The organism is Chloroflexus sp., assembly GCF_056331925.1.
This window is the reverse complement of record NZ_JBWGQH010000001.1, coordinates 203,084-215,480: the sequence shown is the minus strand read 5'-3', so window position 1 is coordinate 215,480 and position 12,397 is coordinate 203,084. Positions and strand designations below refer to the sequence as shown.

13 protein-coding genes are annotated in these 12,397 nt (G+C 55.3%); 4 read left to right on the top strand and 9 right to left on the bottom strand.

All coding sequences use genetic code 11. The annotated features are described in order from the left end of the window. Positions 1 to 18: 18 nt before the first annotated feature. The 6 genes from purH to AC01ZF_RS00860 form a co-directional block, all read right to left on the bottom strand. Positions 19 to 1,536 (bottom strand): bifunctional phosphoribosylaminoimidazolecarboxamide formyltransferase/IMP cyclohydrolase, encoded by a 1,518-nt coding sequence (gene purH / locus AC01ZF_RS00885; RefSeq protein WP_424676648.1) that lies wholly within the window; start codon positions 1,534 to 1,536, stop codon positions 19 to 21. A 94-nt stretch (positions 1,537 to 1,630) separates the two neighbouring features. Next, positions 1,631 to 2,431, bottom strand: coding sequence for a DUF4388 domain-containing protein (locus AC01ZF_RS00880; RefSeq protein ID WP_424676649.1), 801 nt, complete (start codon positions 2,429 to 2,431; stop codon positions 1,631 to 1,633). A gap of 37 nt (positions 2,432 to 2,468) precedes the next feature. Further along, a complete protein-coding gene (locus AC01ZF_RS00875) occupies positions 2,469 to 3,056 on the bottom strand; it encodes a GTP-binding protein (protein WP_424676650.1) in 588 nt (195 codons plus the stop codon). Between the two features lie 66 nt (positions 3,057 to 3,122). After that, positions 3,123 to 3,617, bottom strand: coding sequence for a roadblock/LC7 domain-containing protein (locus tag AC01ZF_RS00870; protein ID WP_015941405.1), 495 nt, complete (start codon positions 3,615 to 3,617; stop codon positions 3,123 to 3,125). 72 nt (positions 3,618 to 3,689) lie between these two features. Beyond that, entirely contained in the window at positions 3,690 to 4,055 is a 366-nt protein-coding gene (locus AC01ZF_RS00865) for a roadblock/LC7 domain-containing protein (protein WP_015941406.1), read from the bottom strand. A gap of 88 nt (positions 4,056 to 4,143) precedes the next feature. Continuing rightward, the gene (locus tag AC01ZF_RS00860; protein WP_015941407.1) at positions 4,144 to 4,434 is read right to left on the bottom strand and encodes a helix-turn-helix domain-containing protein; all 291 of its coding nucleotides are present in this window, start codon (positions 4,432 to 4,434) and stop codon (positions 4,144 to 4,146) included. A gap of 372 nt (positions 4,435 to 4,806) precedes the next feature. Between AC01ZF_RS00860 and AC01ZF_RS00855 the strand changes: the two genes are divergently transcribed. The 4 genes from AC01ZF_RS00855 (at position 4,807) to AC01ZF_RS00840 (ending at position 9,404) form a co-directional block, all read left to right on the top strand. Then, entirely contained in the window at positions 4,807 to 6,396 is a 1,590-nt protein-coding gene (locus AC01ZF_RS00855) for an ATP-binding protein (protein ID WP_476575034.1), read from the top strand. A 19-nt stretch (positions 6,397 to 6,415) separates the two neighbouring features. After that, positions 6,416 to 7,636, top strand: coding sequence for a DUF58 domain-containing protein (locus AC01ZF_RS00850; RefSeq protein ID WP_424676651.1), 1,221 nt, complete (start codon positions 6,416 to 6,418; stop codon positions 7,634 to 7,636). A 104-nt stretch (positions 7,637 to 7,740) separates the two neighbouring features. Beyond that, entirely contained in the window at positions 7,741 to 8,691 is a 951-nt protein-coding gene (trxB, locus tag AC01ZF_RS00845) for a thioredoxin-disulfide reductase (RefSeq protein WP_424676652.1), read from the top strand. Positions 8,692 to 9,149: 458 nt separating this feature from the next. After that, positions 9,150 to 9,404: a hypothetical protein gene (locus AC01ZF_RS00840; RefSeq protein WP_424676653.1), complete on the top strand. Its 255-nt coding sequence runs from the start codon at positions 9,150 to 9,152 to the stop codon at positions 9,402 to 9,404. Between the two features lie 533 nt (positions 9,405 to 9,937). Here the strand turns inward: AC01ZF_RS00840 and AC01ZF_RS00835 are convergent. The 3 genes from AC01ZF_RS00835 to AC01ZF_RS00825 all read right to left on the bottom strand — a co-directional run bounded on the left by AC01ZF_RS00835 (position 9,938) and on the right by AC01ZF_RS00825 (position 12,345). Beyond that, the gene (locus AC01ZF_RS00835) at positions 9,938 to 10,624 is read right to left on the bottom strand and encodes an HAD family hydrolase (RefSeq protein WP_424676654.1); all 687 of its coding nucleotides are present in this window, start codon (positions 10,622 to 10,624) and stop codon (positions 9,938 to 9,940) included. 25 nt (positions 10,625 to 10,649) lie between these two features. Then, positions 10,650 to 11,018, bottom strand: a complete 369-nt coding sequence (locus AC01ZF_RS00830; RefSeq protein WP_424676655.1) for a response regulator — start codon at positions 11,016 to 11,018, stop codon at positions 10,650 to 10,652. 61 nt (positions 11,019 to 11,079) lie between these two features. Next, positions 11,080 to 12,345, bottom strand: coding sequence for a Glu/Leu/Phe/Val family dehydrogenase (locus AC01ZF_RS00825; RefSeq protein WP_424676669.1), 1,266 nt, complete (start codon positions 12,343 to 12,345; stop codon positions 11,080 to 11,082). Between the last annotated feature and the right edge of the window lie 52 nt (positions 12,346 to 12,397).

Below are 12,397 nucleotides of genomic sequence, written 5' to 3'. Positions count from 1 at the left end.
CACTGCCGTGCGCACCTACTAGTGGCGGAAATGGCGGTGGCCGGTAAAGACCATCGCGGCTCCGGCGGCATCTGCGGCGGCGATAACCTCTTCATCACGGACCGAACCACCGGGCTGAATGATTGCTGTTGCTCCGGCGGCAATTGCTGTTTCGACTCCATCGGCAAAAGGGAACAGGGCATCACTTGCCACGATACTCCCACGTAGATCAAGCCCCGCTTGTTGGGCTTTCCAAACTGCGAGTCGTGAGCTATCAACACGGCTCATCTGACCGGCACCAATGCCGAGGGTACGGTCAGCCGCTGCATAAACGATTGCATTGGATTTCACATGTTTGACGACGCGCCACCCAAACCGGAGGGCGGCTACTTCGGTATCGGTAGGAGCGCGTTTGGTAACTACCCGCCATTCTTCGGCTGCTAGCGGCGTATGATCGGCTTCTTGGACGAGTACTCCGCCGGGTACACTGCGGATCTGCCATTCACCGGTGCGGGTGACCGGTTGCAGATTGCGCAGTAAGCGGCGATTTTTCTTCCGTTGCAGTAATTCGAGCGCATCAGGTTGGAATTCTGGAGCGATAATAATTTCGGAGAAGATTTCATTTACCGCTTCAGCAAAGGCAAGATCGACCGGACGGTTCACGGCGATGATACCGCCAAAGGGGGCATCACGGTCGGTGGCGAAGGCTGCTTCCCATGCACTGCGCGGATCGGGACCGATGGCCACACCGCAGGGATTCGTATGCTTGATAATCGCCACTGCTGCTCCCTCAGCGGGAGGAAACTCTTCGATAAGTTCTTGAGCCGCGGTCGTATCCAAAATATTGTTATAGCTTAGCTCTTTGCCGTGCAACTGTTGGAAGAACGCACCGAAATTGCCGTAAAGTGCAGCGGCTTGGTGGGGATTTTCGCCGTAGCGCAAGGATTGGTATTTGCGCCATGCCATCGGTAACACGTCAGGGAAGGGATCGGTGCGCAAATAGGCTGCGATCGCTGCATCGTATTCGGCGGTATGGGCAAAGGCCTTTGCTGCTAGCCGCTGCCGTTCGGCCAATGGTACCTCCCCGGCGCGTAATCCGGCCAGTACCCCTGCGTAGTCAGCCGGGTCAACCAGCACGAGTACAGCCGGGAAGTTCTTGGCGGCGGCACGTAGCAGGGCAACACCACCAATATCAATCTGCTCTTGGGCCTCGGCCATCGTTACGCCGGGACGACTGATCGTGGCGGCAAAGGGGTACAGGTTCACAACAACCAAATCGATGGGTTTGAGACCATGAGCAGCAAGTTCGGCCAGGTGGGTTGGTACATCGCGGCGAGCCAGGAGACCGGCATGGATTGCCGGATGCAGGGTTTTGACTCGGCCGTCAAGAATTTCAGGAAAATGGGTGATGTCGCTTACTGCTACTGCCGGGATGCCGGCCTCACGTAAGACACGCTGGGTTTGACCGGTTGAGATAATCTCAACGTCAAGTGCATGTAACTCCTGTGCGAACTCAACAATCCCAGACTTATCGTAAACGCTGATTAATGCCCGCACAGCACGCTCCTCATCAAACAATATCGTCGGTCAGAATCAAAAAAAACCTGCCCCTAGCGACGGGCAGGGTCGCACGCCGACATTGTACCACAGATCACACGAGTAACTCACGGGCACGCTCACGGAGTTGGGCCGCGGCTTGACCGGCGCGGTCGGCGCCGATCAGGCGACGGGCCTCTGCTTCAAATGCATCGGCGGCGGCGAGCATTTCGGCAGCCGATGCACGTGACGGATCGGTCACACCGGCGATCCGGTACGCCTCTTGGAGCAAGGCATTGGCACCGGTGCCGAGATAGCCGGCAGCGATCTGTTCAAACTCAGGGGCTAACGACTCACCGGCAGCGGCTTCGCGCCGTTCGATCAAGCCACTCTGCATTAACTTCGTAATAATCTCAAGAGTTCGCGTCTCACCAATACCACTGCGCTGGGCAATTTGCCCAACCGTGTGTTTTCCGTTGATCATCGTCAGCACGCGCCATTCCTCGGCGTCAAGGCTAATCTCAACACTACCCGAGGCAGGGTTTGGCACGAGACGAGGCACCATCGTCAGGGACGGGGCAGTCTCTTGTTGTTGCGACCACGTCTCTTGGCGATGAATACCCTCCATAATAATCGATTCGTTGCTAGCCGTAATGGTGACTTGGGGCGACGTTACTCCTTCGTGAAAACGGAAGGGACCGCTCGTCACAGTAAAGAAGGCATAGACGGCCTCGAGCGGTGTCAGGCCGGGCAATTTTGCATCGACGATTTTACCATCACGAAAGAAGATCCACCCGGTGAGCCGTTGAGTGCCACGCCGGCCATCAATCTCGACTCCACCGGTCTTCTTACTAAGTTGCAACAACTGAATAATATCGGTGAGTGAGAATTCACTCAAATCACCTGCCAGCGCCATAGTTGCGCCTCACTCACATACCGTTTGTCTGCCAACACTACAGTTTACTAATAACCACCCGACTAATAGCACGTAACGTCTCAAATACACCAACACCTTTCGTTGCAATTGCCTCAATGCGCGGCCAATTCATTTTTTTTACACCTAAGAAATGATCCATCATCTCTACCGGGGCCAGCACATCTGGGGGTAAATCACGTTTGTTGTATTGCAACACGACGGGAAAATCAGCAAAACGCTTATTTTGGCGCGTAATATTCTGGGCCAACTCACGCAGGCTATTGATATTTTCCTGCATTTTCGCTTTGTGTGAATCGGCAACAAACACCACGCCGTCAGCGCCATTCAGCACCGCCACGCGGGTTCGTTCATAGAGCACTTGCCCCGGTACAGTATAAAGGTGGAAGCGTGTCTGAAACCCACGCACTTTACCGAGATCGAGCGGTAGAAAGTCGAAGAAAAGGGTGCGTTCGGTTTCGGTAGCAATGGAAAGCAGATCGCCCTTAACCTCTTTCGGCACCTGGCTGTGGATGTACTGCAAGTTCGTCGTCTTACCGCACATACCGGGGCCATAATAGACGATCTTGCAATGTATTTCACGCGCAGCGACATTGATCAGAGCCATAGATTCTCTCGCGTAGCCGGTCGAACGAAGACGCCGACGCGGCCTATCGGCAGTGCAGGAATGCGGCTAATCGCGGAACAGGAGATCGATAGTATCTTCCATCGACGTGCGGAAGGCCGAACCGAGCACCTCATCGCGTGCTTTGTGTTGCTGGCGCACTCGTTCGAGCACGGCGGCCAACTCGTCGGTAGCCTTCTTGGTCAAGACCTTTACCAACCCGATATGGGTACCTTTGTTGAAGATAATACAGAGAATCCACTGTTCTTCGATCAGGGCGATAAAAATATTTTCGCGGACACCTTGCTGAAACGAGGCTCGAAAATCGCGTTCGCGCAACAGCTTCGCAACTTCGCGCGAGGATGCGAACACACCGGCAATCAATGCACCGAGAGCCGTAATGTCTTGGCGGTCACCATCGCCCTTGGAAGAGATAACCTGACCACTCTTATCGAGGAGAAGTGCATAGTCACTGCCGGTGTCTTCGACCAAGCGGGCGAGACATTCCTCGATCTGAGCAATCTCTTCTGAGGGTACGATGATACTTGTCAACTGTGGATCCATCGCAACCTACCTTCACGTCTGAGAGTGGCGGGAATCGATGCGTTACTTTTCAAAATTATAGCACACTCACTGTTAGATTGCGCTCAGCGCATCGATCATTTCGTCACGATGTTTTGCAGCGAGAAACCGCAAAAGACCCAAATCGTCACGCGAATTTGTTAAGAGTAAGAGCATCGCATCATCGCTGATCGGTTCGATCAACACCAGTCCTTCGTCGTATTCAAGAACTGCCTGTACGGTGCTACCTTTGGCTATTTCACGCCCGAGCGCATCGACCATTGCCAACCCATTGGAGGCAACGGCCCCAATCGCATCAATATCGACCCCGGCGCGTGAGACACTTTCGATCAATAACCCATCGGTCGCAACCACTGCCGCTGCTTCAACGCTCTCGACCATTCGGAATCGGTTGAGAAGCTCTTTCAGCTCACTGCTCATGCTGCCTCGCTCTCGCGTGGATGTCTTTCACCACGCATCGATACCTATTATACACTGTCGTGCAACCACATTGTTTCCAAAGGCGGGGTTAGGCGTCGCCCGTTTGGCCCGAGCGTTCGCGCTCTTTGGGTGGACGCCCGGTCCGAATACTGCGGAGCGAGTCGATGGTGGCGGCCAGTGCGCGATCGGCCCAGCCGTAGATGGTTGGGCGGCTTCTGCGCAATTCGTCGGCAATTTGGGTGACGTTTGCCCGGTAGCCCGGATCGAAGGTGGCGAGATTAATACGAGCTGCCGCAACGATTTGCTGAATCTCTTCGGGCGTGAGATTGTGTTCCCGGATCAGCTTCTTTGCGCGCTTGCCGCTCAGATCCAACTTCATGGCCGATCTCCTCGTCGTTGACGATGGTGTCTGCTGTGCACTTGGTTGGCGCGATCTCCCCTGTGCTAAGGGCAATTGCTTGGGTAGCGCTACTCTTCGTTTCTGTTCGGTGTGAAATATCTATTGGCCGTCTGTACAGATCGGTGACAATTTTATCATGCATCATATGTATTGTCGAGTCGTTGTGTAAATAGTAATTGGCCGGTAGTTGGGTGTTAATAGCGGCACGTGAGGTTGCTGCGGCATGAGTTTCGGATCACTGAGAGGGGTATAAAACACATAGGCGATAGTACTCGCGGTAATCCTTGACAGCACCGGTGAATAACTATGTGAATCGGTGTAAAAGGTTATCCTGAAGAGAAAGGGAGTAGTGTGTCGTTCTATGGTACAATGGCAACGATGACTGACCTCCGCTTACGTCAACGCGAATACCTGTTACAGATCGGTCGTGCCCTGACGGCTCAGCTCGATCTGGGTAGTGTACTGAATCTGGTCATTACTTACGCCGTCGAACTACTCGCCGGGACGCTTGGTTTTATTGCGTTGTTCGACGAGGACGATGGCGTGTTGCGTATTCGCGCCTCGGCTCAATTACCGCGTGAGAGCTGGCCGGCCTTCACACCACTGTTGCGAATTCCGATCACCGATCTCAGTCTCTATGGGCCGCAAGTGTTGCGTGAAATATCGTTGGATACCGGTATTCCACTGCGCCAAATGATCGCCCTTCCCCTCACCGTGCGTGAAGCGCCACTCGGTGTAATTTACGTTTTTCGTGCCGCGCTCAATGTGGCTTTTTCCGCCGATGATCGGCAGATGTTGCAAGATTTCGCCGACCAAGCGGCGATTGCCGTTGGGAATGCACGGTTGTTTCAAAGTGTTTTGCGTGAGAAGCAGCATCTGAATGCGCTCATCGAACAGTCGGCGGATGGGGTGATGATTATCGATGGCCGCTGGCGCATTACCACGTTCAACCATACGATGGAGCAACTGACCGGTTGGTCACGGGACGAGGCGATTGGGCGACCCTGTGCTGAAGTGTTGGGGATCCGCGATGCGCAGGGGGTGAATATCTGTTTGAATGATTGTCCGTTGCAGCGCCATCCCGAACTCGCTAATCCGGTGGTTGAGGGACGCATTACCACGCGCGATGGACGTGAGTTGTTTATCCAAAATCGCTATGCGCCGCAGCGGAATGCACTTGGTATGTTGTTGAGCGCTATTGCCAATGTGCGCGATATTACGGCGCAGAAGGCTGAAGAGGAGCGCCAGAATACCTTTATTTCGGTGATTTCGCACGAATTGCGCACGCCGGTGAGTATTATCAAAGGCTTTGCCGAGACGATGCTTCGTCCTGATGGGCAGTTTACCATCGAGCAGTACCGTGAGGCGTTGCAGGTGATCGGTGAAGAGGCCGACCGGTTAGCCCGTCAGATTCAAGATTTACTCGATGTCTCGCGGATCGCTGCCGGTGGTTTGCGCCTCGAACGGAGTGATGTGTCGCTCCAATTGCTGGTGAAGGAGGTTGTGCGGCGGTTTGCGGCTCAGGTTGATGACCGGATTGAGTTCGAGATCCGTGTTCCTGATGATATGCCCCCGGTCTATGCCGATTACGAGCGGTTACGGCAAGTGTTTACGAATCTGATCGAAAATGCAGTGAAGTATAGCCCCAACGGTGGGACGATCCGGATTGGTGCGCGTGCTGAAGGTGAAATGGCGATAGTTTACGTCGCCGATCAAGGCATCGGTATTCCTCCCGAAGAGCAGGATCTGATCTTTGAGCGTTTCTACCGGGTTGATAACCGGTTACGCCGCGATCAGCCCGGTAGTGGGCTAGGGCTTTATATTACCCGCGCGATTGTCGAGGCCCATGGCGGTCGGATTTGGGTAGAAAGCCAGGTTGGGCGGGGGGCTCGTTTCTTGTTTACGCTCCCGTTGAGCCGGCGTCGGTTACCGGGAGAATAGCACGGAGATAGAGTACATCATGCCTGTTGTTATACCTGCACTCCTCGCTATCTTCGTTCTTGCCTTACTCTTTCGCCAAGCTGCATTGACGTTGTTCACAGTGATGCTCTTGGTAAGCATGGGCGCTGCCCGTTTGTGGCAACGTTGGTCGTTGCAGCGGGTAGCGTACCGCCGTGAGTTGAGCCAGACGCGCGCCTTCCCCGATGATGACGTAACGCTGACAATCACCCTGACCAATCGGAAGCTACTCCCATTAGCCCAGATTCAGATCTTTGACACGATCCCCTCGGGTGTACAGGTGCTCGATGGGCCGGTGATGTTTAGTGGCAGCCGACAGAGCAATCTTCTGCGGCGCAGTACAGGGTTGCGGTGGTACGAGCGGGTGGTTTGGCGCTATCGGTTACGGTGCAAGCGACGGGGTACGTTCCGTTTCGGACCGGCGCAGGCGCAAAGTGGTGATCCGTTTGGGATCTATCGTAGTGAGATGACGTTTGCCGCCGATGCAACACTGCTCGTTTATCCACGGCTGCGCAGTTTGGCCGAACTCGGTTTACCGGCGCGCGATCCGCTCGGCTTGGTTCGCGCATCGGCACTGCTCCGTGATCCGTTACGGGTTGTTGGCGTGCGCGAGTATGCTCCATCCGACCCGTTGAAGGATGTCCATTGGGCGGCAACTGCGCGTACCGGGACGCTACAAACGCGAGTGTACGAACCGACGACGGCGCACGTTGTGGCGTTGGTGTTGGATCTCGATACCTTCGAGTTTTACTTTCAGGGGATCGATCCAGATTTGGTCGAGCATATGATCGGTGTGACGGCAACGTTGGCGCATAGCAGTATCACTGACGGTCATGCGGTTGGTTTGTATGCCAACGGAGCACCCGTCGAAGCAGAACATCTGGTGCGGTTACCGCCTGGACGTAGCCCCAACCAGCTTGCTCAGATCATGGAGACATTGGCTCGACTGACGGCCTATTCCGTTGTGCCCGGCACACGGCTGCTACGCCTGATAACTCCCGAGCTGCATCCCGGCGCTACTATTGTGTTGATCGGTGCCGTTGCATCTGATTCGATTCGGGCCGCGTTGTTACGCTTGCATGAATTGGGGTTCCGTGTGGTCTGGGTCTTCTGTGGTGCGACGGCTGCACCTGCTGTCCCCGGTGTCAATACCTACTGGTTACCGATGCGCCAACAGCAGCACGTAGAGCATGATCCATCTCCCCATACCTCCGGGGGGTAATCTAGATTACAGACAGCTCTTGAGGCAACGTGGTATACTTTCGGCTGTGAGCGACGCGACATTGTTGCGCCGACGGCTATGTATCGCTTAAGGAGACAGGTGATATGCATCACAAAGTTGTTATTATCGGATCGGGTCCGGCCGGTCTGACAGCAGCACTCTATGCGGCACGGGCGAATCTCGAGCCACTCGTCATTCGCGGTCTGCAACCGGGCGGTCTCATTGCTACCACGAGTGAAGTTGAGAACTACCCCGGCTTCCCCGAGGGCATCGGTGGCTTCGAGCTGGCCGAGGCAATGGAGAAGCAGGCAGCTCGTTTTGGTACGCAGTATCTCGATTCTATGGCAACGAAGGTTGTCGTCGATCAGCGACCCTTTATTATTCATACCGACGGCGGGCAGATTGTGACTGCCGATGCGATTATTATCAGCACCGGCGCTTCGCCGCGTAAGCTGGGGGTTCCCGGTGAAGCTGAGCTGGCGAACCGTGGGGTAAGCTATTGTGCAACATGCGACGGTTTCTTCTTCCGCGGTAAGAAGGTCGTCGTGGTTGGCGGTGGTAATAGTGCGCTCGATGAAGGTCTCTTCCTGACCCGCTATGTCGATGAGTTGGTGATTGTCCATCGCCGTGACACACTACGTGCTGATCCGGTGTTGCAAGAGCGGGCATTTAACAATCCTAAGGTTCGCTTTATCTGGAACTCAACGGTAGTGGCGATCAACGGTAAAGACAAGGTTGAGTCGGTAACGCTGCGTAATTTGAAGACCGGTGAGCTGAGCGAGCTACCGACTGATGGTGTCTTTCCATATATCGGCCACGTTCCCAACACCGAGCTTTTCCGTGGTATTCTTGATCTCGATGAAGGTGGTTATATCGTTACCGATGGTCGTACCCGTACTAACATCCCCGGTATCTTTGCCGCCGGTGATGTGGCCGATCACATTTATCGGCAAGCGGTGACTGCTGCCGGTGATGGTTGCCGTGCAGCAATGGAGGCGACGTGGTATCTTGCTGAACAGGAGCACGCACGCGCGAAGGCGACGGCTACCGCATAAGGGTAAGACAGGCGTTCAGGATCACCGTCGTAGTCGGTCGATTTGACGATGAATCGGCCGGTTGACCTCAGTGAGGTAAATGTCCTAAGGTGATAACGTATGTGTAGGACCGTTGTCCCTTGGGTCTTGTGACGGCCACCGGCGCAAGATGGCCGTTCACTTACGCCGTCACTTGATACACCACCTGTCCGTCGAACGACTGAGCCGGTCGGGTGGTTGTCGATGGTATTGTTGGTGTTAGACGGCTTCTGAGTTGGTGCGCGCCTGGGTGATTGTGAGATCGGTGTTTGCACTAGGCAGCGTGAGGGTTGGGTTAAGCCTACCCTCGATAATTTCTGGATGACGGGATGAAACTTTCGTGTAAGTGAAAATCCCATCACATGATTGCGTCTCTTTCTTGAAACTAGCGTACCAGTATGCTACAGTTATACATAACAGCATATACAAGGAGGTGCGCTATGGCAACGACGCCCACCACCGATCTAGATCTCGTTGGTCATGCTCGTGAGAGCTACGAGCATCTTGAGCAGGCCTACATCATCGAATACCTGCGCAGCCAGGGCCTCACGCTCGAGCAAGTCCGTTTGATGCCGAAAGAACAGGCCAAGGAAATTATGCGGGCCGCATCACTCTATGCCTCGACGCAGATGAGTGTAGTTGAGGCACGTGCCCAATTGGTGGAAGAACTGCACGGTGGGCCACGTGCATTGTAAGGGGTGATAACCGTTCTGAGGTGCGGGGAGAAAGTACGTTCTCGTAGAACGTACCTTCTCAGTGTGTCCTGATTCGGCGGCGAAGCTACGCGGTATCACCGCCACGTCGCTGCACCGAGGCATGCACGCGGGGCGATTGAGAGGTGCGCGAACAAACCGTAATCGTCGCTTCCGTTGCGCACGGGCGATGAGCGACGTGGGCGTTGTGATATGAGACAACTAGCGCGAAGCCACGGTGAACCATGCTGGGACGCACCCAATTCTCGCGGATCGCTCCTCCTACGGAGTCGCCGGTGTTTGGCCGGCAACGAACGAGGCGCGCACTGCGCCGGGGCGAATCTGGACGTGACCGGCGTGTGGTATCGTTCATGAGCGAAACCACACTGCCCCATGGTGGGTCCGACCAGCAATGGCGACCTTCCGGGAGGAGAGGGTGCTCCCGGAGGGGGGAATGTGCCGCTTTGCCGTGGCGATTGCGTGTATTTAGAATAGCAGGGAAGCAGTTGAGCGATTAGCTTCCTTTCTCCGTTTATTCAGCCCAATACTGCACGCAAGACAGCATCGGTATCGCGCAAATCAGGGAACAGGGCATCGGGCTGATGAGCCGCCAAATCGGTGAGCGAAAACGGACCGGTGGCGACAGCGACCGTGCGCGCACCGAAGGCTTTACCGCAGGCGATATCTCGGGGGGTATCGCCGATGATTACGACATCAGTACGGTTAAAGGTATGCCGGTAGCGCGCTGTTGCTCGGGCGACGGCAATTGGTGGTAAGGCGAGGCGGTCAAAATGGTCGTCGCCATAGGCACCGGCCTCGATGTCGAGCCACGGTAACAGACCGGTGCATTCGAGCTTGATCTTGGCTGCTGCGGCGACATTGCCGGTTAGCGGTACCTGGTACGCGATGTCCGACAACCCTTGTAAAGCTTCTACCACACCGGCAAAGACGGTCGAGCGCGCGATCAAAGCCTCACGCTGCGTAGTTAATTCAGCGACATAGAGCGCAATAAATTCGCGTAATTGACTATTGATGGCTTCTTCATCAATTGAGGGTAAGCTCTCACGTACAATTTGCCAGTCGGTTTTACCGGCGTATGATGTGCGCTCGATCTGAACCTCTGGCCCAACCAACCGGCGGAGCGCCGTTCGCATTGCATTTGCGGCAATCCCGTCGGTCGAGAGCAGAGTCCCATCCACATCCCACAAGACTAGACGCTTCATCGCAACTCCCGTTGGGGTGGTGTACCTAGCGTTGAGATACGCCACCTAACAACTCAGTAATGGTAAGCAACAACTCATCAAGATCGGTCGGTTTCGTCAAGAAGCGGTTGAAGCCGGCAGCGAAGGCTTTCTGCCGGTCACTTTCGCCCAATCCACTCAGAGCAATAGCCGGGCAATGGCGCAGTTCAGGCCGAGCACGTAACTGTTTGAGCAGCTCAAAGCCATTGCAATCGGGCAGACGCAGATCGATGAGGAAGAGGGTTGGGAGTGAGATGGGTACGGTCAGAGCCGCAGCTCCGGTAGCGGCGACGGTCACATCGAACCCATGTCCGCGGAGGAAGATCGTAAAGAGCTGTTGCATGAGCAGATTATCCTCAACCAGCACGATCTGCATAAGCGCTCCTGCGCAGCCTGAGCCTCAACGCATTACCATCGGCGAGAGGATCGGCTGCCTATCACGGATACACCCCACGGGTCGTATTTGCATCGGCAACCCGTTGCACGGCAAGCAGATAGGCGGCAAGGCGTAACGGGATGTGGCGCTGTTCGGCCATCGCATTCACTTGCTGGAACGCGCCGACGATAATCCGTTCCAGCTTCTCGTTAATATCTTGCTCATCCCAGAAAAATTCTTGTAAGCCCTGCACCCACTCAAAGTACGAAACAATCACCCCACCGGCGTTGGCGAGAATATCGGGGACAATCGGAATGCCACGCTCGCCGAGGATGGCATCAGCTTCGGGTGTCGTCGGACCGTTAGCCCCTTCAACGATCAGTTTAGCCTGGATGCGGTCGGCATTAGCGCCGGTGAGTTGGTTTTCGAGTGCTGCCGGAATGAGCACATCACAGGCGAGTTCGAGCAACTCGTCGCCGCCGATTGGTTCAACACCGGGCGCACGATACCCTTCGAGCAAGCGGTACGGATGTCGGTCGGCGTACTGGCGCATTGCCGGAATATCGAGACCGTGAGCGCAGTAGTAACCACCGGAGGCATCGGACACACCGATCACCTTACAGCCGAGTTGATGGAGCAAGTGCGCAGCCGTGCCGCCGACGTTCCCAAAGCCTTGCACGACAATCCGCAGATCGGACAACGGCCACCCCAGCTTACGTGCCATCTCGCGTACCATCAGCATCACACCGCGCCCGGTCGCTTCGACCCGTCCGAGCGAACCACCGACATTCACCGGCTTGCCGGTGATCACTGCCGGCACGGTATAGCCACGGTGCATCGAGATGGTATCCATGATCCAGGCCATCGTTTGCGCATTCGTACCGACATCGGGCGCGGGAATATCTTTTTCGGGGCCGAGCAAGATGCTGATCTCAGTCGCAAAGCGACGGGTTAAACGTTCCAATTCGCCGAGCGAGAGCTGTTTGGGGTCGACAATCACACCACCTTTCGCACCACCATAGGGAATATTGACTAGCGCGCATTTCCATGTCATCCACATTGCCAGTGCGCGTACTTCATCAATATCGACGCTCGGATGGTAGCGGATCCCTCCCTTGACCGGCCCACGGCTCAGGTTGTGCTGGACACGATAGCCGGTGAAGACACGAGTCGAACTATCGTCCATCTGAACGGGGAAGTTTACCGTCAGCTCACGCTGCGGTACGCGCAGAATAGCCCGAATATCATCGGGTAGGTGCAACATTTCGGCTGCCTGATCGAACTGTTGTTGAGCGACGTGAAACGGATTAATCTGGTGAGACGTCATTGTCTTTTCCTCTTCATTGATGGTTTGCATGAATCCTATTCCTATGATTCGA

Coding starts and splice junctions, on each gene's coding strand:
- AC01ZF_RS00835 (WP_424676654.1), bottom strand. CDS start 10,624: ATGAAGCGTCTAGTCTTGTGGGATGTGGATGGGACTCTGCTCTCGACC.
- trxB (WP_424676652.1), top strand. CDS start 7,741: ATGCATCACAAAGTTGTTATTATCGGATCGGGTCCGGCCGGTCTGACA.
- AC01ZF_RS00850 (WP_424676651.1), top strand. CDS start 6,416: ATGCCTGTTGTTATACCTGCACTCCTCGCTATCTTCGTTCTTGCCTTA.
- AC01ZF_RS00840 (WP_424676653.1), top strand. CDS start 9,150: ATGGCAACGACGCCCACCACCGATCTAGATCTCGTTGGTCATGCTCGT.
- AC01ZF_RS00830 (WP_424676655.1), bottom strand. CDS start 11,018: ATGCAGATCGTGCTGGTTGAGGATAATCTGCTCATGCAACAGCTCTTT.
- AC01ZF_RS00825 (WP_424676669.1), bottom strand. CDS start 12,345: ATGACGTCTCACCAGATTAATCCGTTTCACGTCGCTCAACAACAGTTC.
- AC01ZF_RS00860 (WP_015941407.1), bottom strand. CDS start 4,434: ATGAAGTTGGATCTGAGCGGCAAGCGCGCAAAGAAGCTGATCCGGGAA.
- AC01ZF_RS00865 (WP_015941406.1), bottom strand. CDS start 4,055: ATGAGCAGTGAGCTGAAAGAGCTTCTCAACCGATTCCGAATGGTCGAG.
- AC01ZF_RS00875 (WP_424676650.1), bottom strand. CDS start 3,056: ATGGCTCTGATCAATGTCGCTGCGCGTGAAATACATTGCAAGATCGTC.
- AC01ZF_RS00880 (WP_424676649.1), bottom strand. CDS start 2,431: ATGGCGCTGGCAGGTGATTTGAGTGAATTCTCACTCACCGATATTATT.
- AC01ZF_RS00870 (WP_015941405.1), bottom strand. CDS start 3,617: ATGGATCCACAGTTGACAAGTATCATCGTACCCTCAGAAGAGATTGCT.